Annotated in this window: 14 protein-coding genes, 1 tRNA gene and 1 pseudogene; 8 read left to right on the top strand and 8 right to left on the bottom strand. The window is 44.7% G+C overall.

From position 1 onward, the window contains the following. Positions 1 to 7: 7 nt before the first annotated feature. The 3 genes from QUA36_RS01245 to QUA36_RS01235 all read right to left on the bottom strand — a co-directional run bounded on the left by QUA36_RS01245 (position 8) and on the right by QUA36_RS01235 (position 5,613). The gene (locus QUA36_RS01245; RefSeq protein ID WP_333451915.1) at positions 8 to 898 is read right to left on the bottom strand and encodes a hypothetical protein; all 891 of its coding nucleotides are present in this window, start codon (positions 896 to 898) and stop codon (positions 8 to 10) included. Then, entirely contained in the window at positions 876 to 5,180 is a 4,305-nt protein-coding gene (locus QUA36_RS01240; RefSeq protein ID WP_333455054.1) for an AAA domain-containing protein, read from the bottom strand. Before QUA36_RS01240 ends, QUA36_RS01245 begins: the two co-directional genes overlap by 23 nt. 360 nt (positions 5,181 to 5,540) lie before the next feature. After that, positions 5,541 to 5,613: transfer RNA gene (locus tag QUA36_RS01235), tRNA-His, on the bottom strand. Positions 5,614 to 6,271: 658 nt separating this feature from the next. On the opposite strand from QUA36_RS01235, the gene QUA36_RS01230 reads away from it, so the two are divergent. The 4 genes from QUA36_RS01230 (at position 6,272) to cobA (ending at position 10,485) form a co-directional block, all read left to right on the top strand. Further along, the gene (locus QUA36_RS01230) at positions 6,272 to 7,798 is read left to right on the top strand and encodes a serine/threonine-protein kinase (protein WP_333455053.1); all 1,527 of its coding nucleotides are present in this window, start codon (positions 6,272 to 6,274) and stop codon (positions 7,796 to 7,798) included. Between the two features lie 193 nt (positions 7,799 to 7,991). After that, positions 7,992 to 8,675 (top strand): manganese catalase family protein, encoded by a 684-nt coding sequence (locus QUA36_RS01225; RefSeq protein ID WP_333455050.1) that lies wholly within the window; start codon positions 7,992 to 7,994, stop codon positions 8,673 to 8,675. 269 nt (positions 8,676 to 8,944) lie between these two features. Then, positions 8,945 to 9,679: a sirohydrochlorin chelatase gene (locus tag QUA36_RS01220; protein WP_333455048.1), complete on the top strand. Its 735-nt coding sequence runs from the start codon at positions 8,945 to 8,947 to the stop codon at positions 9,677 to 9,679. Continuing rightward, positions 9,676 to 10,485, top strand: coding sequence for a uroporphyrinogen-III C-methyltransferase (gene cobA / locus QUA36_RS01215; RefSeq protein WP_333164499.1), 810 nt, complete (start codon positions 9,676 to 9,678; stop codon positions 10,483 to 10,485). The genes QUA36_RS01220 and cobA overlap by 4 nt, the downstream gene beginning before the upstream one ends. Positions 10,486 to 10,775: 290 nt before the next feature. Here the strand turns inward: cobA and QUA36_RS01210 are convergent, their stop codons facing one another. Beyond that, entirely contained in the window at positions 10,776 to 11,951 is a 1,176-nt protein-coding gene (locus tag QUA36_RS01210) for a homocysteine biosynthesis protein (RefSeq protein ID WP_333164497.1), read from the bottom strand. 199 nt (positions 11,952 to 12,150) lie between these two features. On the opposite strand from QUA36_RS01210, the pseudogene QUA36_RS01205 reads away from it, so the two are divergent. Further along, positions 12,151 to 12,676, top strand: a pseudogene (locus QUA36_RS01205) (Uma2 family endonuclease). Between the two features lie 67 nt (positions 12,677 to 12,743). On the opposite strand, the gene QUA36_RS01200 reads toward QUA36_RS01205, so the two are convergent. The 4 genes from QUA36_RS01200 to QUA36_RS01185 all read right to left on the bottom strand — a co-directional run bounded on the left by QUA36_RS01200 (position 12,744) and on the right by QUA36_RS01185 (position 17,434). Beyond that, entirely contained in the window at positions 12,744 to 13,919 is a 1,176-nt protein-coding gene (locus QUA36_RS01200) for an AI-2E family transporter (protein ID WP_333455046.1), read from the bottom strand. 179 nt (positions 13,920 to 14,098) lie between these two features. Beyond that, a complete protein-coding gene (locus QUA36_RS01195; RefSeq protein WP_333455043.1) occupies positions 14,099 to 14,716 on the bottom strand; it encodes a Uma2 family endonuclease in 618 nt (205 codons plus the stop codon). A gap of 162 nt (positions 14,717 to 14,878) precedes the next feature. Next, on the bottom strand, positions 14,879 to 17,032 hold the full coding sequence (locus QUA36_RS01190) for an O-linked N-acetylglucosamine transferase family protein (protein WP_333455041.1): 2,154 nt from the start codon (positions 17,030 to 17,032) through the stop codon (positions 14,879 to 14,881). A 36-nt stretch (positions 17,033 to 17,068) separates the two neighbouring features. Next, the gene (locus QUA36_RS01185) at positions 17,069 to 17,434 is read right to left on the bottom strand and encodes a hypothetical protein (RefSeq protein WP_333455039.1); all 366 of its coding nucleotides are present in this window, start codon (positions 17,432 to 17,434) and stop codon (positions 17,069 to 17,071) included. On the opposite strand from QUA36_RS01185, the gene QUA36_RS01180 reads away from it, so the two are divergent. The 3 genes from QUA36_RS01180 to QUA36_RS01170 all read left to right on the top strand — a co-directional run bounded on the left by QUA36_RS01180 (position 17,426) and on the right by QUA36_RS01170 (position 22,571). Next, entirely contained in the window at positions 17,426 to 18,763 is a 1,338-nt protein-coding gene (locus QUA36_RS01180; RefSeq protein WP_333455037.1) for a class I SAM-dependent methyltransferase, read from the top strand. The genes QUA36_RS01185 and QUA36_RS01180 overlap by 9 nt on opposite strands. A 99-nt stretch (positions 18,764 to 18,862) precedes the next feature. Next, complete coding sequence (locus QUA36_RS01175; protein WP_333451632.1) at positions 18,863 to 19,384, top strand: type IV pilin-like G/H family protein; 522 nt, start codon at positions 18,863 to 18,865, stop codon at positions 19,382 to 19,384. A gap of 136 nt (positions 19,385 to 19,520) precedes the next feature. Beyond that, positions 19,521 to 22,571, top strand: coding sequence for an FkbM family methyltransferase (locus QUA36_RS01170; protein ID WP_333451634.1), 3,051 nt, complete (start codon positions 19,521 to 19,523; stop codon positions 22,569 to 22,571). The last annotated feature ends 40 nt before the right edge of the window (positions 22,572 to 22,611 follow it).

Here is a 22,611-nt window from a genome sequence, read left to right as displayed (position 1 = left end):
GTCCTCATCATATCGTTTCCTTCCGTTTCTTCTTAGATGGCTTTTTAGGAGTTTTCTGGACGGGGATTGTCTCGGATTCTTGGTGTGCTATGTCTGGGTTTACTTCACACAAGTCGTTCAAGGAAAGTTTCTGCTGGGATTCGAGTTCATTTAGCAAGTTTGATGCTGTTTCTAATATTTGTTTTCCCTGTCTGGCTTGAATAGTAGTTTTATTTTCGATCGCATCTAGCAACACAAAAATCGAGACTGTTTGCCAAATATCTAAATCGTCGCCTACGACATCGCAAGCAGAGACAATTTTGCCGTTTTCGGGGACGTGAATTCCTAAACCGGAAGCTTGAATTAACGGCTGGATTTCTGCTAGACTTAAATTCGCAAGGTCGCTAATTTTATGTTCGAGCGATACTAAATCTGCTAAATCGGGCAAGTTGACCGATTCTGTCGCTAAAGCATCGAATTTAAAGGTAAGAGTTTGATTCAGCGGATCGGAAATGGCATAAATTGATTGAATTTGCGATCGACTAACTGCACCTTTATCGAAAAAATCTCTACCTTGCGGGGCGATCGCAATTTGCCCATTTTCCGCCACCTCCAAACTTTCCAAACTAACCAGAGTCGCCGCCGTAGTCTTCACAAAAATCTCGTCCAACCCCAGCAAATCCGCCAATTCCTTCAAAGTTGGCGCAGGTTCAAACTCAACGCCCGCCCGCAAAATAAACTCTTCCAACACGTTAAACTCGCGCGGTTCGCTAATCGCCACCTCCAGCGGAGTTTGCCGGATTGCAAAGCGGAATTGACGCGCCGCCAACACCGACAAACCCGGATTTTGTTGCTCAATCTGTTCGGCTAGCGAACTTAAATTCGAGTCTATTGGTTTAGTTGAGGACGCTAGAAACATCTACAAAACCTCCGCAGTGACGCACCGTTTTTGAAACTTCCTGATACATTTTTCCCACTGTACCTGTTTGTTGGGTAAATAAATCGTGGCAGCCGACAACTACCAGCAATTCTTGAGCGCGGGAAAATGCCACATTCACCCGTTCTGGTTCCTTAGCAAATCCAATATCGCCCCTAACATTATTACACACAGTGCTGACAATAATTACAGGTCTTTCCATGCCTTGAAATATGTCAACCGTACCAGTGCGGATACTCAAAGCAGGGAATCTATCGCCTTCGATTCTGTCTTTAATTGCATTTAATTGAGCAGCATAAAAAGTGATGATTCCGATTTCTTTTGGCGGTTCACCCTCGGCAACTTTGGGCCGCCAAGCTGTGTCCATTTGTTCGCACAAACGCTCGATCGCATCAATCTCCTTGACGTTCCACCGCGAAGTACCCTGTTTTTCCTCTTCAAACCCTTGTCCGATCGGCGTTTTCACCCACAGAATGTGATTATTTTCTTGAATGATTCTACCTGCGAGGTTGTGGGCGCGTTTTGTGTCAGCTTCCTGAATGCCACAGTTGAGCTTTTGCTGGTAAAACTGATTGATTGCGCCCATGATTTGTGGGTGCATTCGATACTGAGTTGTCAGCATTTTTTTGATGCTGTCGCTGGCATTTTCAAACAAAACTTTGAACAGCGATTCTTTGATAAAGCTAAGTTCGTCTCCGGTACAGCCGATGTCTTCGGCAATATCGTCGATCGTACTTTGATTAAACATCGGCGGCAATTGTCGGTGATCGCCCACTAATACTAACTTTCTGCCTTTCAAAGCGGGAATTAATAACTCTGGGGGAGTGCATTTGCTAACTTCGTCAATGATGACTGCATCAAAGCTGGGAAAGTTTTTAGTAAAATCGAAACTGGCAGCTTGCACGCAAGTAATGCCGATTACGTTGGCATTGTCAATATAAATTTGCTTTAAATCGTTGCGGTCTTTTTCTGATGGATTGCGGAGTTTTTGAATCCAATCAGTTACAAAGTTTTGAGAACGATTTAGGGCGGTTTCTTCTTGCTCTAATTTCCGCTGCCAGGTTTTGAATAAACGGTTAATTTTGTTCAGAAAAGCTACACTAAATAATCCTGTATTCGGAACTTCGGGCTGGTATTGACTGGGGATAGTTTGCCATACTGACTCCCACCAATTTCTCTCAAGAAGTAATGCTGGTGTTGGTTGCTGCTGTTGGAGTTGAGCGTTAATTTCGCTTAACTCTGCTTGAAGTTGAGCGAGTTGCTGCTGCGAAGTTGCAGCCGCAATTTGTAGCGGGGAGAAATGCTCGTCAAGGGTGTTTTTGATGGTTTCCAAAACCCCAAAAGGATCTAACTCAGCAATGGATTTTTCAAGCTGAAGCGCGCTTGCTTTCCAAGCCTCAACTTGCTTGACAAAATGCTGCGGTTGCTCCCAAATATTTGATTTTTGGGCGAGATATTGTTCGGCTAAAATCCGCAACTTTTCAGGTACATTTGGCTGTTGGACAATTGCTTGCAACAAATTAGTAACTTCGCTAATTTTTAAGTTAGCCTCTTGCTGGGCTGTTTCTACCTGAAGTTTAGCGGCGGATATTTGCTGCTGGTTTAAGGTTTGACCGATTTTATCTAATAACTGTTGCTGTTTGATAAGCTGCTGTTCGGTTTCGGTTTTCAGGGGAACCACGCACTGACGGGCATTTGCGAGGATACTGTGCAGCAATTCTTTGACTAGGCGATCGAAGGTAGCCTGGATATTATTTGGCTGCAAGGATTCACTATAAAATTGTTGAATGCTACCTAAGAAAGTGCGAGCTTTTTCGAGGATAAATTTGCGCTGACTTTGGCTGACTTGGGAGTAGCTGGCGAAGTCTTTGGCGAGTTGTTGCCACTGTGTACGATCGCCCGCAGAGAGCACGATCGGCGTTTGACTCAAATTTAGGTGCAAAAACTCGCTAAACCGGAACTGTTGCCCTTGTATATCCTTAAAACCTGCGCTTTCTTCGTGGGCTACCGCCTTTTGCAACCGATCCAAATCGGGCAAATTGATTTTGCATTTGGGCGGCACGATCGGCAATTTGAGCGATCGGGCAATTTTCAGCAATCCTGCCGGCAATTCTACCATATCATCCGTCAGCATTGCGCCCGTTTCCCAGCAATTTTTCACGACTTCATAGAGCCCCGTATCCGCCGTCTCAATCCATTGTGCAACGGCGACGACAACGGCTGCAATTTCCGCTTTTCGCAGTTCCAAATTCTTGATTTTCTGTTCGAGATTGTGGCGGTGTGTCTGATTTTGCCGATCGCCCAATTCGAGTTGATTCACAGCCTCAGACATCTGCCGCGACACCCGCAACGACTCCGCAACCGCCGACATAGCGTGACAAACATCATCCGCGCGATCGAATGCCGTCTTAAATTCCGATATTTGTGCTGCTACACTTTCCTGCAGCCAAACCGCAATCCCAAACGCACCACAACCAGGGCGATCGAAGCCTATTTGAATAGCATTGCTAGCGGCAATCTTAACATTTGCAATAAAGTTCTCTACTAAAATATTGCCTTCTGAATAAGGTTTTAGTCGGGGCATAAACTCAGCCACTTCTGGAGATTCCCAGTTGACATTAGGCGCATCCAGCAGATTTTCCAACCCACTAACTAGAGGTTCAATCTCGCTTTTTTTGGTTAAAACCCGTTCATACTCTGCTGCTTGCTGGCTGCACTTTTCCTCAAGATTTGCTTTACTGTCGTGCAGGTGTTTTAGTCCATTAAAAAAATCTCTCTCTGCGGCACAGTAGGCGGTAAATCGCTCGGATTCTGTCAGCAACTGCCGCAAAGATTTGACATTAGTCAGGCGCTGCGAGAGCTTTTCTTCGCAGTCAGTTGCCGTATTTTGCAGCCAAGTGCCGATCGCATTTTCCTCCAAAAACGGCTGCCCTTCTTCCTGTACCTTATGAGCTTTTCCCTTCCGCAAAGCCCGAATCGCCGGGTTGTGAACTAACCGACTCAAAGCATTATCTACAGCCAAATTTGCTTGCGAAGCAATCAGCGTTTTGCCACCCTGACGGGCAATTTGGTAGCAAATCTCCGCAATCACAGTCGTTTTGCCCGTTCCCGGCGGCCCTTGAATCAAAATTAAATCCCGCGCGGAAAGCACCGTTTCTACTGCGGCAAGTTGGTCTTCATTAGCATTGCGATTTAATAAGTTTTCCCGATCCAATTTAATCAGTTTTTCGGGCAGTCTCGCCTGAGAAGAGTCGAATAAAAACTCACTCAAATAGGGATTTTGAGCGCGGCCATCTGTCAGCATCTTTAAAGCTTTCTTCTTGCGTTCGATCTGACTGATATCGCCCGCCGCCTCAAAATACAAGAATCCTTGTTTGGGCATTTGATATCTGCCGCCCGCCATGCGATCGCCTAAATCAACATCTAACTTAATGCGTAATTTTCCACGTTCAAAGTCAATTTCGGCGATGCTACCCAATGTCTCGCCATCTCGGCTGCTTCTGCTTCCGGGCGGCGAATCAAACAGAATAATTTCTTCATTTCGTGCCTTTTTTAGCCTTTCGCGAAAGTCGCCCAATTCTAAGGAATTTTCATCATAGCCGTCAAGAGTTGCGGAATTACGATCAATTTCAAAAGTGACGATTTTAAAGCCTGAACCGTAATTATGACCGCGAAAAGGCACGCAAAATTGACGCGCTTCCGCGATGCGTTTTTCCACATTTAAAAAAGTATGCCAAACTTTTAGTTGTTCCGTAGTCGGTATGTGTCTCTCGTCCCAAAACGGCATTTGTTGGACGCGGGCGATCGACTTTACAGGAATTGGCGATCTACTGTTAGCTAAAAGTCGCAACTGAACCGGCAAAGCATACCCATCTTTCCTTCCTCTGGGAACCGCCACCAAGCCAGCATCCAGCAGTTTTAAACCGCCGATTCCGTCTTCACAGCGTACAGTTGCTAACAACCGCAAAGTGCGATCGGCTTTTTGCAAAAATTGGGGTAATTCAAAATCATCTCCATCCGTAGCAAGGAGCAATTCCCAGATTTCTTCTTCAGAAAATCTCTCATTTACCTTTTGGCGGCGCACGTAGAAAAGACTGTGGGATTTGCCGGCAATCTCAGACATCAGAATTTCCGCACGCTCTCTGCATTCCCAATCGCAATATTTCCCTAAAGCCGCTTCTCCTTCTATATCCCGAATAAACTTATTAATTGTGCGATCGCCACTAAATTTATATCCCCAATCTTCTGCTACTAAAGACGGCATATTTTGATTTTAGATTTTAGATTTTAGATTGGATTTAAGATTAGCACATCGGAACTTGTGCCGACACATTGGTGTCAACTAGAGCCTGCAACCCCTGATAAATCTGGCTTTTTGCTGAGTCTAGATCCCCCTAAATCCCCCTTAATAAGGGGAGTAGGGGTTGACTTTGATCACGCTCTTGTCCCCCCCTTATTAAGGGGGGTTAGGGGGGATCTAGACCTAACTGTCAAACAGCAGACCTATACTACTTTTAACGTTAAGTGGACACAAATGATACCGACAGAACGGCTAAATCCCAAAGATTAAGGTTTGCTGAAGCCCACCCGGAGGCGATCGAATTAAACTGTTTAGAATCAAAAGGGCGAATGATGGGAATTGAACCCACGAATGGTGGTACCACAAACCACTGCCTTAACCACTTGGCTACACTCGCCATATCTTTTGTAACTATAGCATCAGATCTCAGCACAAGTCTAGGGGTAGGGCAAAAATATTTTGAAATATTTCTGAGCGTCCCTCAACCGGACAGATCGATTATGCCTCAAGTTCCAAGCACAGTAAGACTATAGCACAATTCTCGCTCTGTGCGATCGGCCTGTGCGAGCCTCTTCGAGGGCTTCGCCAACGGCAATTATCTCGCCCCCAGCACTCATGCGGCGTGGGTTCGGCAGATCTGGTAGCATCCCGATTCGGCCCAGCGCATTAAAATAGCCTTATCAGCCCAGGTGCATCTAAATTTTACACTCCAGTTTGATAAAACTCACCTCTGGCACAATTCTCAAGAACAGGCAAGATGCCTGTTCCACAAAGAATAAATTTCTTTTACGGTGGGTTCTTCTAGCCCGCCCCTAAAAACCTTATTGAGAATGGTGCAACATCTTAGATGAAATGCTTGTGAGGTGTCCCGCCCGCCCGAAAAATACAACGCCAGAAGCGGGACAGCTTATCCCACACTGCATGAGTTATCAACCATTCCTCTTCTCTCTTTTCTCTCTTCCCTATTCCTTCGCGTAGCTTCGCATCTTCGCGGTTCGTTTAAAAAAAAGTCTTGTCCGCAATCTAAAATCTAAAATCTAAAATCTAAAATCGATATGAGCTACTGTGTGAACCCAGAATGTCAAAATCGTCAAAACTCCAACACCGCCAAATTTTGCTTAAACTGCGGCTTTAACCTGTTGCTGAGACAGCGATATCGCCCCATTGAACTTTTAGGTAGAGGCGGATTTGGTAAAACTTTCCTAGCAATTGATGAAGACATCCCATCTTTACCCCGCTGTGCAGTCAAGCAATTTTATTTTTACGACCGTGACCCCGAAATTTTCAACAAAGCCGTTGAATTATTTCGGCAAGAAGGCGTCCGTTTAGACGAACTCGGAAAACACCCGCAAATCCCCACATTATTAGCCTGCTTTGAACAAGAAGGTCATATTTATTTAGTTCAAGAGTTTATAGAGGGATCGACTCTTAAACAAGAATTAGACAAGAGTGTCTACGATGAAGAGAAAGTTTGGCAACTGCTGCAAGACTTACTGCCCGTGCTGCAATTTATCCACGAGAAGCGCGTCATTCACCGCGACATCAAACCTGAAAATATTATCCGCCGCCAATCGGACAACAAACTCGTATTGATCGATTTCGGCATTGCCAAACTGCTGACTGATTCAGCCCTACTCCGTTCAGCAACGCTCATTGGCAGTCAAGATTATGTAGCTCCCGAACAAATGCGTGGCAAAGTATTTCCTGCTAGCGACCTTTACAGTTTAGGTGTTACTTGCATTCGCCTGATGACGCAAGTTCCTCCCTTGGATATGTACGACTGCAACAACGAGCGCTGGTGGTGGCGCGAGTTTCTCCCCAAAGCCACGAGTATTAGCGATGAGTTAGGTGAAATTTTAGATAAATTGTTGCAAACTCGTCTCAATCAGCGGTACAGTTTTGCTACGGAAGTTTTACAAGATATCCAAGCAGCTTTAGATATTTGCGATCCAAATTTGCTTTCGCCCAAAAAGCCGATCGCTCCTGCTCTTAATAATAGGGACAATTCTGCCGATATCAACGCGCTACCAACTCCTGATTCTCCGATTTTACCCACAAATGCCGTAGCCAATTCCGCAGAAACTTTTCCCTTCTCTGTTACTTCAAATCTAGATCATACCCTGATTTCTGCCCAGGGAATTAATTATACCAAACTGCGAGATTTTTTGTCAAACAAAAATTGGAAAGAAGCCGATCGCGAAACTTGGGGCTTGATGTGTCAATCTCTTTCCCAGCAACCGGGAACTCAGCTAGAAATTAGCCAAATTTACCAGCTACCCTGCGAAGAATTGCAAACACTCGATCGCCTGTGGCTGCACTACAGTCAAGGTCGGTTTGGCTTCAGCGTCCAAAAGCAGATTTATGAAAGCGTTAAGGGAGACTATATCAGATTTTGCGATCGGGTCAACTGGCAAACCTACAATTCTGCTAATACTTTAGGGCAGATTAAATTTAGTCAGCAAGCACCAATCGGACACCTCCCCTCTCGCAGTTGGGTTGGCGGCATTCAGTGGCTGCGGCATCTCGATGCCCTGTCAGCAAAATTAACCGAGTGCGACAATAATCCTGCTCCTAAATTGTAATTTGGTCTACCGACTCAGTAAGTAAAATTTCATATTTAAACTCTACCTGAAAGCAGAGAAATTTGTCGAGCTAGATGTATCCATCGACCGAGGCTCGGTGCGATCGTTTGTCGCACAATGGATTAAGGCGAACACAGATAAAGTCTGCGATCTTTGAGACTTTAACAACAGAACTAAAAAGAGGTACCGATCCATGTTTTTTCATAAAAAAGAATTAATGGCTGCCGTCACAGTAGACGAAGCAAACCCCCGTTTTGCCCAATTGCTGCTAGAACAGTTTGGCGGAGCAACAGGAGAACTCACAGCAGCTTTGCAATACTGGGTGCAGTCATTCCACTGTGAAAATCCAGGGATTAAGGATATGCTTCAAGATATTGCGATCGAAGAATTCAGCCACTTAGAAATGGTGGGCCAACTCATAGAAATGCACACCAAAAACGTTGACCAAACAGAAGCTTACAAAAGCACATTGTTTGCGGTGCGCGGTGTAGGCCCACACTTATTGGACAGCCAAGGTCAAGCTTGGACAGCAGCTTATATCAACGAAGGCGGGGATGTGGTGCGCGATTTGCGCGCTGATATCGGTGCGGAAGCAGGAGCTCGCCAAACCTACGAAGAATTGATTAAACTAGCACCGGATATGGGAACGAAAAAGACGTTGCAGTTTCTGCTGACTCGCGAAATTTCTCACACTCAAATGTTCATGAAAGCTCTGGAATCACTGGGTAAACTCACCGATCCGATGTTCGGCAACATTCCGCCAGATAACACCGTAGATCTCTACTTTAACTTGTCAACAAATGGCAAGGATGAACGCGGCCCTTGGAACTCGGAACCTACTTTCCAATACATCGCCGAACCAGGCCCAAGACATTAATCGGAATATTCCGCAATCACCCTCACAACACAGTAGCCGAGTAGGTTGGGTAACGCGAAGCTGTACCCAACCTACTCTTTCCTATGAAGAGCGATCGGCTAAAAAATGTTATAGTTATTGAAAATCTCCCGGACTCAAGCAGAAACCGGGTTTTTTTTACGAAAATACTTCGCAGCAGCCTCTTGCAGCCGTTGAAAAACCCGGTTTCTTGATTTGGTGCGCGCAAGTCCAGAGCCCGATCGAACATTAACATCAAATCCATATTGAAATTGCGATCGACCTATTTATTAGTCTCTCACGGCAGCCGCGACCCCAGACCCCAACTAGCTTTGGAAAACCTAGGTCAACTGCTGTCTCAAAATTTGGCTGACTCATTCCCTGCAGTAGCAACCGCCACCTTAGAACTCGGCCCCGCACCGCTACACCAACAAATTTGCAGTTTTGGCGATCGTACCCTGTCGCTGGGAGTGACAGAATTGCAAATACTGCCTGTATTTTTATTGCCGGGAGTTCACGTCGCCGAAGACATACCGGCAGAGGTGGAAATTGCCCAAAAAGCTTTTGGTGACAAGCTAAAAATTGAATTGCGCCCGCATTTAGGTTCCCAGGAAGCAGGCTTAACAAAATTGGTAAAAAGTCAGATGGAAGAGGTGACTTTTCTCCCCAATCTGCTATTGCCAAAATGGATTTTATTATCTCACGGCAGCCGTCGCCCCGGAGGTAACTCGACAGTCGAGGCAATCGCCAGCCAAATCGGTGCACAGACAGCTTATTGGTCGGTAAAGCCAAGTTTGTCAGAACAAATTGACAGTTTGGTTCATGGTGGACAGCAGCAAATAGGAATTCTGCCATACTTCTTATTTAATGGAGGAATTACAGATGCGATCGCCAAAAATGTCGCACAGCTAAAGCAGCAATTTCCTGCGGCGGAACTTCATCTCGCAAATCCTCTAGGCGCAAGTGTACAATTAGCAGACTTAATTGGGAATTTAATTCAAAAATGAACCGCAGAGGCAAAGAAGAGGTAAAGGAAGCAAGAAAAATGTCTTTAGGCAAAGTGTATTTAGTAGGTGCGGGGCCCGGAGATCCGGGTTTGATGACCTTGAAGGGAAAAGCTTTGTTAGAGTGCGCGGATGTGGTCATTTACGACGCTTTAGTCAGCCCTCAAATTTTGGCAGTAATCAACCCCCAAGCAGAACGAATTGATGCCGGAAAACGCAAAGGGCGTCACTCGTTAATGCAGGACGAAACTACTCAACTAATGATAGAAAAAGCTGGAGATAATGCGATCGTAGTTCGTCTCAAAGGCGGCGATCCGTTTATCTTCGGTCGCGGTGGCGAAGAAATGGAAGAGTTGGTAAAAGCTGGAGTGTCAGTAGAAGTCGTCCCCGGCGTAACTTCTGGGATTGCGGCCCCTGCTTATGCGGGAATTCCTTTAACACATCGATCGTACAGTTCTTCTGTCACCTTTGTCACCGGTCACGAATCAGCGGGAAAATATCGGCCGGAAGTAAATTGGCAGGCGATCGCCCGCGGCTCCGAAACCATTGTAGTATACATGGGAATCCACAATTTGCCTTACATTATCGGCCAGTTAACAGATGCAGGATTGAGTGCAGAAACGCCAATAGCGTTAGTGCGCTGGGGAACGCGGCCGGAACAAGAAGAATTGATCGGGACTTTGGGTACAATTGTAGAGCAAGTTGAGGCGATCGGATTTGCAGCACCTGCGATCGCGGTCATCGGAAATGTTGTCAATTTGCACTCGATATTGTCTGGCTGTCGGCCAGTTTCTCAGACTGTAGAATAAGCTGGAAAATTGGGTCAGAAGCGATCAAATTTCGATCGCTTTGATTTCGCTCCCTCTAAGGTGCCTCGCCAGCGGGGAAAATCGCACCCTTAATGTCATTCCGATGTCATTCCAGTACGCATCAATGACATATTTACAGCATATTCCATGTAGGTGTAGATCGCAAGAAACCCGGTTTCGAGCAACAGAATCAGTAAGGATGCGAGAACTGTAAAGAAACCCGGTTTCTGATGTGTATTTTATAAACCTGGAATACGCTGTATAATCCGTGATTTTAGTTTAGCGAATGTCTATTCCAGCCTCACTTGGGCCCCCCACAAATCTTGCGGGAGAAATACTCTGTCGGTGGGTAGGGGAGCAACTGGGGCCGTGAGGGTAAATTGACCCGCTTCAATTTGCTGCTTCAATTCCAATGCTACTTGCCGGGAGAGAAACATACTCGCAAGGGGGGCTGCCCGCACAGGTTTGCCCTCTATCAGGATGCGGCCAGTCTTTAATTGAGCATAGCTGACTAAACCGAATGTGGGACGAACGCGCCGGGGGATAGAGAAATCTACCACCGGCGCTACTATTTTTTTGTCGGATACTGCACAGTGGGCGACGACTGTTTCGTTTAAGACTGGAAACGGGATGCCGACTCCCAGCATCAGAGATGGGCCGTAGTTTTTGAAGTAGCAGCCGCGCACCCATTTGGAGTTCATCTGTTTGGCGTCGCCGATTAGTGCAAGGGTGGCGGCCGGGCCGATGGGGGTGCGGTTGGGCTGGCGTTTTTGCAGGGGGAAGTGCTGGGTTCCTTCCCAGGTGATGTAGCCGGTGGCGCCTCCTAGGAAGATGCGGGTGCCGATGCCGATGGTTTCGAGGTCGGGGTCGTTGAGCAGGGGAGACATGGCTCCAAGGTTCGAGTAGACGGCGTTGCCGAGGTTTGGTTGCAGGGGGCCGAGGTAGGTGAACAGCGGGCGATCGCCTCCATTGACGCCAACAATAAAGTTTTGATATGCGTTCCGGGGATTGAATAGATAAAACTGGTTGATTGTATCGCGGGTAATCGTGGTTTCAAAGGAGGCGCGGGGGTAGCAGTCTGTTACTTGCCCCAAGGCTCGCAACTGCACGGGTTTGCCGGCAATCAGGTCTTCGATGACGTGTCCGCCGCCCCGTTCGCGGGATTCTTCGCCGTCTTCGGCTACTTGGGTGGCTCCCAGGTACAGGTCTACTGCCCCGAAGCCGGAGTAGGCTAAAACGCCGTCCAGCCAGCATTGGCGGATTTTTATCGGCGGATCGGTATGGCCGAGGTTGATGATTGCACCGGAGGATTCCATCGGCTCGAATGTGCCTGCGGTAATCACATCGACTTCTTTGGCTGCTTGGGTAATGCTGGTTTCTTGAACTCTAGTTTTGAGTTCTTCGATTGTCCACACTGTGGCTTTGCCCTGGCTGATTTTATCGTTGATTTCGTCGATCGATCTCATATATTTTAGATTTTAGATTTTGGATTTTAGATTTTGAATTGATTGATTTTGGAGTAATTTTGATTTTGGATTGACTTTGGATTGATGGAATGTCGATCGAGCGAATGCTGTTTGGGCGATCGACCTCGGTTTGATAACACAGCAAAATGCTATAACAGATATCAGGATTATATTATAAATAAAATAAAGATCGATCGCCATGAATCAAGCGATATTAAAACCAGTCACCTTCGATGAATTTATTGACTGGTATCCTGAAAATTCGGTAAACCGTTACGAACTGCACAATGGAACTGGATGCGATCGTTTTGGACAGGTAAGGGACGGACAGCGAACCGAGATGGAAAAAGGAATCTATCATTACAATGGGTAGTTCTGCCCGGCTAATTGTCGAATTTGTTAGTACCAATTGGCGGGATGATTATGGCTATAAATTGGTTGACTACGAAGCTTTGGGCATTTCTGAATAATGGATTGCGGACTATTTGGGACTTGGCGGGCGACGCTATATTGGCAACCCCAAACAACCTACTTTTTCTGTTCACCATTTGGTTGACGGCGAGTATCAAGTCAGTCAGTTTCGGGGGAGTGATAGGGTTGTGTCACCCACATTTGGGCAGTTGAATTTGAGTGTTCAACAGATTTTTAGCGCCTGCAGATATACGGTAGAAAAAGCGAGGCTTAAAGATAGTTATTTGAGGGTGTTCGTACCACAAAATTTCTAAGTTTGTAGTGAATACTTCTGTCCTATAACTGGGAATTAATCAGGATTGAAGTCATTATGAACCTTAACTATTGATTGTCAGGAGCCTCATTTTCAGCACGATCGGGGATGTCGGGTTTCTGTTCTGGTAAATATTTTTCGGGCAGGCTTTCGGCGACTCCTATAGATTCATGTTTTTCATGGATGGCAGAATCAATAGCTGCTAAGGTTTTAGGGCTGGCACTCCACTGATTTAGAATATCTTTAATTAGGGCTTCCCTAATCCAAACTTGAGCTACAACGGTGAGGGGGAGAGCTAGCAATAAACCTAAAAATCCAAAGAAGGTGGCAAAAAATACTTGAGCTATTAATGTTACGGCGGGCAGCAATGATACTTGCTGTGCCATGACGTAGGGGGTGAGGACGTTGCTTTCAAACTGTTGAATTAGGAAGTAAAGGATTAGGACAAAACCGGATTTTAAGGGAGAATCTAAAAGTGCGATCGTCATTGGCGGGATGACGCTCAGGGTGGGGCCTATATTGGGAATTAGGTTAAGAAATCCTGCTACTACAGCGTGAGCTAGCGGTAGGGGAACTTGCAAGACAGACAGACCAATTAAGCTCATAAAAGCAATCACACTCATGCTAATGAGAGCGCCGATTACCCATCGACCGAGAGCTATTTCGCATTCATCTAAGATGCCATCGACTCGTCGCCGATAAAAAGAGGGAAATAGTTGGATGAATGCTTTGCGGTAAGATAAAGGTTCTGCTAATGTCATCAAGGTCAAAGCTATGACGAGCAAAAAGCTGAGGATAACGCCTAATGTGTTGCCGACAAAGGCTCCGGCACCGCCGACGAGTTGGTTGAATAAAGGTTGCAGTTGTTGCATGATGTCGTTAACATCAAGATTGGGCAGCCGCTGACCAAATTGCCCAGAAAAACGACCTTCAAATTGATCGATCCACTGATTTAATCTTTCTATTCCTTGAGGGGCTCTTTGGGTAAGTTGTTGAAACTGTTGGGTAAAGGGCGGTACAATTATCAGGAATAAGCCTACGAATACGAGGATGAGGAAGCTAACTGATAAGAGTACAGCGATCGATCTTTTGAGTCCGAATTTTTGCAAGTAGCGTGCTAGTCTGTTTAAGGCGGTGGCTAAGACGACGGCGGCAAACAGCAACAGTAGGGCCTGCCTGATTTGCCACAGGATGTAACAAGATGCGATGAGGGCTAATAAGCCCATCCACTGTCCTAGCTTCATTAGATTTTAGATTTTAGATTTTAGATTTTAGATTGAGGAATAGGGTATTGGGAATTGCTGCTTGGTAATTGTTCAGCAGCCCAGAAGCGATGAATCGCATCTCTATAAGATACCTTAGATGCGGGCGATCGCATCTTTAATCAGATACCCCTACTCGGACATCAGCATAAGCAGCCTCCTCAATTCCCTTTTGCGAACACCTGCTGCGCTGTCAGCTTCAATTCTGGGAAAGTTGGGGACTCAATACCCTCGCCGCCTCTGAACAGTTTGACTTGGTATTCGCCGTCAATTAGCTGGTAAATCGAAAAGGTTGGTTGCTTGGGGTTGCCAATAAACCGTCGGCCGCCCAATCCTAGATAGTCTATAATCCAATATTCTTGAATACCCATTGACTCATATGCCTCAAGCTTTAGGGCATATGAGTCACCCCAATTAGTGCTAGTTACCTCGACGATTAGGGGGACTGATGAACCCATTGTGATAATTGATGATTTCTCCCATCGCGGCTCGTTTCCAATGGTTTGTTCGTTAAGTACAATAATATCTGGTTCATATCCCGATTCCTCGCGCATGGGTTTGATGACGCATTCTTTGGGGATGAAGTAGGGCAAATTGAGACGCTCAATCTCTATTCCGACTTTCAGTGCGGTAAAACCGGCCACTTTAGAATGTTTACCTGTTGCTTTTGGTCTCTCAACAATTTCTCCATTGTGTAATTCGTAGCGGTGTTCTGAATTTTTAGGATACCAGTTAATGAATTCATCGAATGTTACTAATTCAGGTATGCTTTGAATCATGGTGAGTGCCTCAACTTTGGTTGCGATTGTTATGCTGGGCCGGAATTGATAGAGGAAATTGACTGTTTTTAATATCCTCTTAACATTAAAAGTGGTGCCAGTATTCTGTATATATAAGAACTTAGCGAGCACTAAAAATTAAATTAATTTATCAGCAAACAATTATTTAAGTCTTTCTAGAACAATTTGTTGATAAAAATCCTCTAAAGCTGTCACGCAAACTTTATCGTCAAACAGAGCATCTTGTCGCTGACTCATGCGTTGTGCAATGTCTCGCCGCCACTGTGAGTCTAGACCTAACTTGACAGAAATTTGAATATATTCCTCTTCGTTTTGGGCAATTGTGTCTGTTACTCCCAGCATTTTTAGAAAGCTATAAGCGTGAAGTCCCCGCATAAATTCTCCCGGACAGGTGACTATGGGTAAATTGCAAGCGATCGCCTCTAAAGATGTATTTCCCCCCGACCAAGTAAAAGTATCTAAGAAAACATCGGAAAGAAAGTTAATTGCTATGTACTCTTGTCGAGTTGGAATTGCTCGAAATAGACAGTAATCTTCGCTGTCAAGATTAACACCAGCAAAAGCACGCTTGAGCCGTTCCTGCAGCAGTTCGCCGCGAGGAAATATAAACTGAGCTTGCGGAACGCGGCGGGCAATTTCTGCGAAAATAAAATCATATTGCGGTAAGTATTTGAAAGGAGCTTGGCAGCATAAATAAATTACTGCATCTTCTCGGAGGTCAAAATCTAAGCGACTGTTGTTTAATTTACCGACGGTTGGTTTTGGGTATGAAACGCCAATATTGGGCAACTTAATTAAGGTTTCTGAGTAGTGCAATTGTGCATTTTCCGGTTCCATCAACTCACTAGAAATAAAATAATCAATCGTCGGTAAACCAGAGGTAACAGGATGTCCCCACGCCGAACATTGCACGGGGGCAAGGCGCAAAGCTGCTATTTGTATAGTTGGTGCGTCCATGCCAATTTCCGGGAAAACAAGAATATGCAATTTATCATCAATAACTTGTTGGCATACGCCTTCTAGGTTGTGAGGAATGTGGTGAAATTGATCGCTGTATTGGCGAAATTGTTCTGTAATCAAATCGGGATCGTTACCCGTGTAGTAACAGTAAATTTCAAATTGTGTGTGATTGCAATAACGCAACCAGCCAGTCAACCATAAAGTGCCGCTGTAAGAATGCAAGTAACTAGAAATATAACCGACTCTAATTTTGCCATTTTCCAGCAGTGGAGGCATTGATTGCGGTTGCACCCACTGCGGATAGTTGGCTGTCATAACTTGATGCAGTAAATTAGCATACTTTGATTGCGATTCCACAACATTGTGAGCCTGATATGCTAGGTAAAAATTAGTGAAACTACTAAAACCCCGGAAAGCATTAATTTTATCTTCGGGAGTTTTTAGGGATGTTTGCTGAATTAAGTTTTCTAATTCTTGAACAAATCTTTTCCGGTAAAATTGGATTTCATCTAATGTGCTATAAACAATCGGCACTGTTAAGTGTTTGAAGAGTTGAAAAACATACTCATTGGGCAGTATTTGCGTTGCTTTTTCTGCACTTGATATAGCTTCTTGAGTGCGTCCGTTTTGCTGGAAAATTTTGATGATTTGAAAGTGCAGTTGTCCGGCTGTCGGGTAATGGCGAATTCCTTCTTGAAGGATAGCGATCCCTTCTTCAATTCTCTGGAGGTTTCGCAAACACTCGCTTAAGTTACAATATAGTTCTAAATCTCCTGTCTGGGATGCTAAAAACCTTTGATAGTGCTTAATGGCTGCTTCATATCGTGCTTGACGGTAGACTTGGTTGCCGAATTCTCTCAACGCTAATGCTTGGGAGTCAATGGTTATATTGCGAAGTTGTTCCTGTTCCACTACTGGAATTTGTACGGTTCCAGAGTCTGCTATTGCTTGGTGATTTTCCGCATTCAACTTAATCCGATATTGAATCTGTGGCAAAATCTCCAGCCACAGGCTTCGATTGAGGTTTTCTAATAAAATAATTTCTGGTTCGCAGCTAGTATCTAAATCTTCTTCCATGAAAAGATTCATGACAATTGCTGATAAAATTAGATGAGCATCTATTTCGGATTTTTCTAAAGTTTCGGTCACATATATTAAAATAGTGATAAAATCGCGATCGGGATGACTTACCAGACTCCTAATAATTAGTTCTAACTCTAAATAAAGAGATTCTTCTGGTTGGCTCCAATCAGGAAAAATCAGCAAATTTAAGGGTTTCAGATTTAAGGTGGCTAGATCCATGTGATTGTCTGTCTCATCTATATTGCTGGGCATCGAAGGTTTTGGTGTTAGTGTTCGATCGCCCCTGGTTTAATTTAACTCGTCTTTGGGCGCGATCGCCCACAGAGTGGCTATTTTGGTTGTTGCGACGCACGCCAGCCCAGGAGGGCGGCTACGATCGTACTGGGGGCTAAGACGGCGATCAGGGCGTTGAAGTCGGTAGAGGGTATAGATAAGCTCGGCCCTGCGTACTTGATGGCGAGGGAAATGGTGGCGGAGAAGGTGAATACTTTGAGGATCGGGCTGATGTTGCTCTTCATCGAGGTGGTGGTTGGTTGTATAATTGGGCATTGAGACTATTATGCCAAGTATCTGTTGCAGCTTGGCAGGCGATCGGCTATTTTCTGAGATATTAGGATAATTTGCCAGCGTTGAGCGTAATTGAAAATGGATCACGAAAAATCAGATTTAATAGAGAAAATTCGTCAACAATTTGACAATGCTCCTTACCCGAAAATTCCCCTCGACCAATCACCCAAAACAGACTATCAATCTCTCTATATTCATAACCTGGTAACAGCTTACTATTTAAGAAACCAAAAAATTATAGAGACTGGAGGTAAAGTTATTTTAGACGCTGGATGTGGCACTGGCTATAAATCTTTGATTTTGGCAGAGGCAAATCCCGAAGCAAAAATTGTTGGCATCGACCTTTCCGAAGAATCTGTTAAGCTAGCGCGGCAGCGCTTGCAATATCACGGCTTTGAAGCTCGTGCAGAATTTTATGCTTTGTCTATTGAAGAAATGCCAGATTTGGGGTTAGAATTTGACTATATCAATGCCGACGATGTTCTTTATCTTTTGCCGGACATATTGGCAGGATTAAAAACGCTTAAGTCAGTCCTCAAATATCAGGGAATAATTCGTGCTAATTTCCATAGTTCGCTACAGAGGTTTGCCTATTTTCGGGTTCAGGAAGTTTTCAAAATGATGGGATTAATGGACGAAAATCCCCGAGAGTTAGAAATAGAATTAGCCAGAGAAATTATGACCGCTTTGAAAGATGATGTCATTCTCAAGACACAAACCTGGAAGCCCGATGCCGCCCAGAGTGAAGAGTGGATGCTAATGAATTATTTATTTCAAGGCGATAAAGGCTACACTATCCCTGAAATGTTTTCGGCACTGCAAGCCGCTGATTTAGAGTTGGTCAGTATGGTGAATTGGCGACAATGGGACTTACTCGAGCTTTTCAAAGAGCAAGACAATTTACCTGCTTTTCTAGCCATGAGCCTGCCAGAAATTTCTACAGAAGAGCGGCTGCATTTATTTGAATTATTACATCCCGTTAACCGTTTAATTGACTTTTGGTGCGCTCATCGGAATCAGGATGAGTGCTTTGTACCTGTTGATGAATGGACTTTATCTGACTGGGAAGAGGTGCGGGTACACTTGCATCCTCAGCTAAAAACTTCTCAGGCGTGGGAAGACTTGCTCCAGTGTATTAATAGCCAAAAACCCTTCGAGATCAGCCGTTATGTCCCTTTACCCGCTTTAGTACCTATTTTCATAGAAAGCCATGTGGCTGCTTGCTTGCTACCGCTTTGGGAGGGTGCTTGCCCTGCTCAGTCCCTCGTGGAACGCTGGTTAAAGCTCAAACCCCTGCATCCCGTTACTCTAGAGCCTGTCAGCGAACAAGCAGCTTGGGAGGAAGTTAAAGAAGTATTGAGCAGGCTGGAAGCGTTTCTTTACTTGCTTTTGGAGCGTTCTGCCCGCCCTAGCTAAATTTTTTTGGTACAGGATGATATGAGAAGGAGGGAAAGTGGGTAAGTTACATTCAGAAGTTAGAAATCAAGCATCCCGCGCCTCTAGGAGAAACAACCCATGAAAACTGAATTAAAAGCCAAGTTCCTGCAACACCTCAATAAAAGAAGACAAGATAAAGGTTTTACCCTGATTGAACTGTTGGTCGTTATCATCATCATCGGTATTTTGTCTGCTATTGCTTTGCCTTCCTTCCTCAGCCAAGCTAACAAAGCGAAGCAGTCTGAAGCAAAGCAGTACACGGGTTCACTGAACCGCGCTCAACAAGCAGCATATGCAGAGAATGGTAACTTTGCAACTAGCGTTGAGAGTACTGCTCTTGGCATCAAAACTCAAACTACTAACTATACATATGCTGTCACCCCAACAACAGCGGGTACCCAAACAGTTGCCACAGCAAGACCTTTGAGCGAGTCTCTCAAAGCGTATGGAGGAACAGTAGCCCTGAGTACTGGCACTGGTGATAAAACTACTGTAGCCATATTGTGTGAAGCTAACACTGCAGGATCGGCCGGATCGGCATCGGTGGCTAGTACGACTGCTGCCAGTTGTCCTACTGGGGCTTCAGTCGTCTCCAAGTAGAACCGCGATCATGGCTAGAAGGGTTTTTGCCAGCATAGCTTCAACCGGATAAGAAAGTGGGTAGTGTTTAGGTACGCTACCCACTTTCTGTAGATAACCCACAATTTGTAAAGGCTAAAAGACAAGGGAAATCTTTATGACAACTCAAATTAGTAGAAACTCAATGCTAGAGTCACTACTTCAATTAAAGCAGTTGGGCTTTAGACCTAAAACAGTTATTGATGTAGGTGCTGCATTAGGAACTCCTCCGCTATATACGGCTTTTCCTGAATCCAGACATTTTCTGATAGAACCAGTAGTAGAGAATGAACCTTACCTCGCTCAACTATGCAACAAGCTGGAAAATGCCGAGTATATTATTGCTGCTGCTGCTAGAAAATCGGGAAGTGTATCTCTTCAAGTTTCTCGTCATCTTGTTTGGTCGTCAATGGAGGACGGTAGTAAGACTCAACAGGAAAATTTCTCTGTAAAGAATGCCTCATGGTTGAGGGAAGGCGAATTATTGAGAGCTACTCAAGATTCAGAATTAAGGACTGTATCAGCTATTACGCTAGATGAAATATGTAAAGAACGAAGGCTGTCAGAACCTTACTTAATTAAAGTGGATGTTGATGGCGCTGAATTGGATGTTTTAACAGGTGCTATTCAAATTTTACCGGAGACAGAATATGTGATAGTAGAAGCTACTATCTTCGAGCAAATGTATGAGGTAATCAATTTTATGAAATCTCAGGGATTCATAATATACGATATGGTCGATCCTCACTACCAACCTTCAGATGCGGCATTATCTCAAATAGATGTGGCTTTTGTAAAAGAATCGGGCAACTACAAAAAAAATAGTCGTTATTGTGCAACGAAAGAACAAGAAGAATTATTAGTCAAACACCTTGAAGTGTATCGAAAAGTATTAATATCAGAAATCGAAAGTTTAGGTAAATCAATTTCAATTAAAACAGAATTTGAATTACAGAATCCAGATTTTTGGCAGCAAAAAGCACAGGACTATTTGATTCAAGGAAATTACGGCAGGGCTGCAAACCTTTATGAACAGGCGATTGAATCTGAACCAGACACTAAATCTCACTATTGGCATTTGGGGTTGATCTTGCTATTGGACGGGCAAGAGGTAGAAGCCCAAACAACTTGGCTGTTGGGGATGGCAGAGGGGGAACCAGACCAAATCGAGATGTGGACAGCACAATTGATCGAAGTGTTGCAAGCGGAAGCAGAGAGGAGGCGGTTGGATCTCGGTGACTATGGGGTGGCTTGGGCAATCCGGCAGCACATACGGGAAATCAATCCCACAGATATTAACAACCTGTTGCATTTAATTGGACTGTCCATCCTGCTTGAAACATACACAGGAGAGGAACCGATTTCTCTAGGGGTGATTGAAGCACTTCAGGCGAAGCCGATCGTCGGGGTAGACTCTGAATTATTAATGCAAGTTTTGAAGAGTGTTTTAGATTCCCATCCTTTGCATCCCTCCTCTCTGGAATTTGCGGAAGCTTGTCTGGCTCATGTCCAAAAGCCTCAAGTTTTTATCGAAATCGCAATCACGGCATCGGTAGAAATTGCTCACTCTGCACTGATACCAAAATTAGCAGTAAAGTTTGGTGAACTAGCTCTTAGTTTAGATGATAAGAATTTAGGTATTTTGCAGCAGTTGGCTGTTTTTTACCAGAATGCAGGGCAATATGATGAGGGTATTGAGGTAGCTAAGCTGCGCTATTCATTATCGAATGAGTTACCAGACAAAGTTTTTTCAAATTATCAGATTATGCGGGGTTTGATGAGTGCAGGTGGATATTGGGAAGAGTTCAGTACGGTTATTAAGCGACACAGATCGCTGCTGGAGTCACTGATAGCTCAACAATCCACATCGCTTCACCCAATTACAGTTCAAAACCTGTTTCTTACCTCCTTCTTTTTTCCCTACTTTCAGGACGATCCGAAAACGAATAGACCAATTCAAAACCAACTGTCTCAGTTGTGCCAAGCAAATGTTCAAATATATGCTAAGGAGCAGGCAGAGCGATACCGACAGCGACAATTATCTCGTAAAATCCTGGGTGTGGCTGCCAAGCCTTTGAAAATAGGCTACGTATCTCATTGTCTCAGAAGACATTCTGTAGGTTGGTTAGCGCGATCGCTGTTTCAGTATCACGATCGCGATCGTTTTCAACTTTATGCGTATTTCATGGGCAGTAAAAAAACGCAAGACTCTTTACAAGAATGGTATGTCAGTCAGGTATTTAAAGCATACAAAGGCGGTATTTCTGGCATTGAAATAGCCGAAGAAATCGATCGGGATGAAATTGATATTCTGATCGATCTCGACAGTATCACTATAGATATTAGTTGTGAGACAATGGCACTCAAACCAGCACCTGTTCAAGTCTCTTGGCTGGGTTGGGATGCTTCAGGACTGCCGGCGATTGACTATTTTGTAGCCGATCCTTATGTTTTACCGGAGTCTGCCCAAGATTATTACACAGAAAAAATCTGGCGTTTGCCTCAAACCTATATAGCTGTGGATGGTTTTGATGTGGGTGTGCCAACTCTGCGACGAGATCAGTTAAATATTCCTAGCTATGCTGTCGTATATCTTAGCGCTCAGAGGGGCTACAAACGTCATCTAGATACAGCACGACTACAAATGAAGATTCTCAAGGAAGTCCCAAACAGTTACTTTTTAATCAAGGGAGCAGCAGACGAAGACTCGATGAAAAGATTCTTTAATCAACTAGCCGAAGAGGAAGGGGTGGAGTGCGATCGCCTGCGGTTTTTACCAGAGGTTGCTTTAGAACAAGTACACCGAGCCAACTTAGGCATTGCGGATGTGGTGTTAGATACGTATCCCTATAATGGAGCCACAACAACCCTAGAGACTCTCTGGATGGGTATTCCTATAGTGACGCGAGTCGGAGAGCAGTTTGCCGCTCGCAACAGCTACACTATGATGATGAATGCCGGGGTTACAGAGGGAATTGCTTGGACAGATGAAGAGTACGTAGAATGGGGAATTCGTTTGGGGAAAGACGCGACTCTGCGACAACAAATATCGTGGAAAATGCGACAGTCAAGGGAAACTGCTCCGCTGTGGAATGCTCAAAAGTTTACTCGTGAGATGGAGAATGCTTACGAACAGATGTGGCAAAGGTACATTGAGGGAGGAAATTGACCCATCGATCCTCCGGTACAACCGTGACTCGTTCGTCTTC

Source organism: Microcoleus sp. Pol10D4 (genome assembly GCF_036701555.1).
Classification (GTDB): Bacteria; Cyanobacteriota; Cyanobacteriia; order Cyanobacteriales; family Microcoleaceae; genus Microcoleus.
Note: the sequence above shows the minus strand (reverse complement) of the source record. Positions and strands in the feature narration are given on the sequence as shown.

Bases quoted from the DNA above. Each gene is read 5' to 3' on its own strand.
- QUA36_RS01200 (WP_333455046.1), bottom strand. From the start codon at position 13,919: ATGAAGCTAGGACAGTGGATGGGCTTATTAGCCCTCATCGCATCTTGT.
- QUA36_RS01240 (WP_333455054.1), bottom strand. From the start codon at position 5,180: ATGCCGTCTTTAGTAGCAGAAGATTGGGGATATAAATTTAGTGGCGAT.
- QUA36_RS01170 (WP_333451634.1), top strand. From the start codon at position 19,521: ATGACAACTCAAATTAGTAGAAACTCAATGCTAGAGTCACTACTTCAA.
- QUA36_RS01230 (WP_333455053.1), top strand. From the start codon at position 6,272: ATGAGCTACTGTGTGAACCCAGAATGTCAAAATCGTCAAAACTCCAAC.
- QUA36_RS01190 (WP_333455041.1), bottom strand. From the start codon at position 17,032: ATGCCCAGCAATATAGATGAGACAGACAATCACATGGATCTAGCCACC.
- QUA36_RS01175 (WP_333451632.1), top strand. From the start codon at position 18,863: ATGAAAACTGAATTAAAAGCCAAGTTCCTGCAACACCTCAATAAAAGA.
- QUA36_RS01245 (WP_333451915.1), bottom strand. From the start codon at position 898: ATGTTTCTAGCGTCCTCAACTAAACCAATAGACTCGAATTTAAGTTCG.
- QUA36_RS01210 (WP_333164497.1), bottom strand. From the start codon at position 11,951: ATGAGATCGATCGACGAAATCAACGATAAAATCAGCCAGGGCAAAGCC.
- QUA36_RS01180 (WP_333455037.1), top strand. From the start codon at position 17,426: ATGGATCACGAAAAATCAGATTTAATAGAGAAAATTCGTCAACAATTT.
- QUA36_RS01225 (WP_333455050.1), top strand. From the start codon at position 7,992: ATGTTTTTTCATAAAAAAGAATTAATGGCTGCCGTCACAGTAGACGAA.
- cobA (WP_333164499.1), top strand. From the start codon at position 9,676: ATGAACCGCAGAGGCAAAGAAGAGGTAAAGGAAGCAAGAAAAATGTCT.
- QUA36_RS01195 (WP_333455043.1), bottom strand. From the start codon at position 14,716: ATGATTCAAAGCATACCTGAATTAGTAACATTCGATGAATTCATTAAC.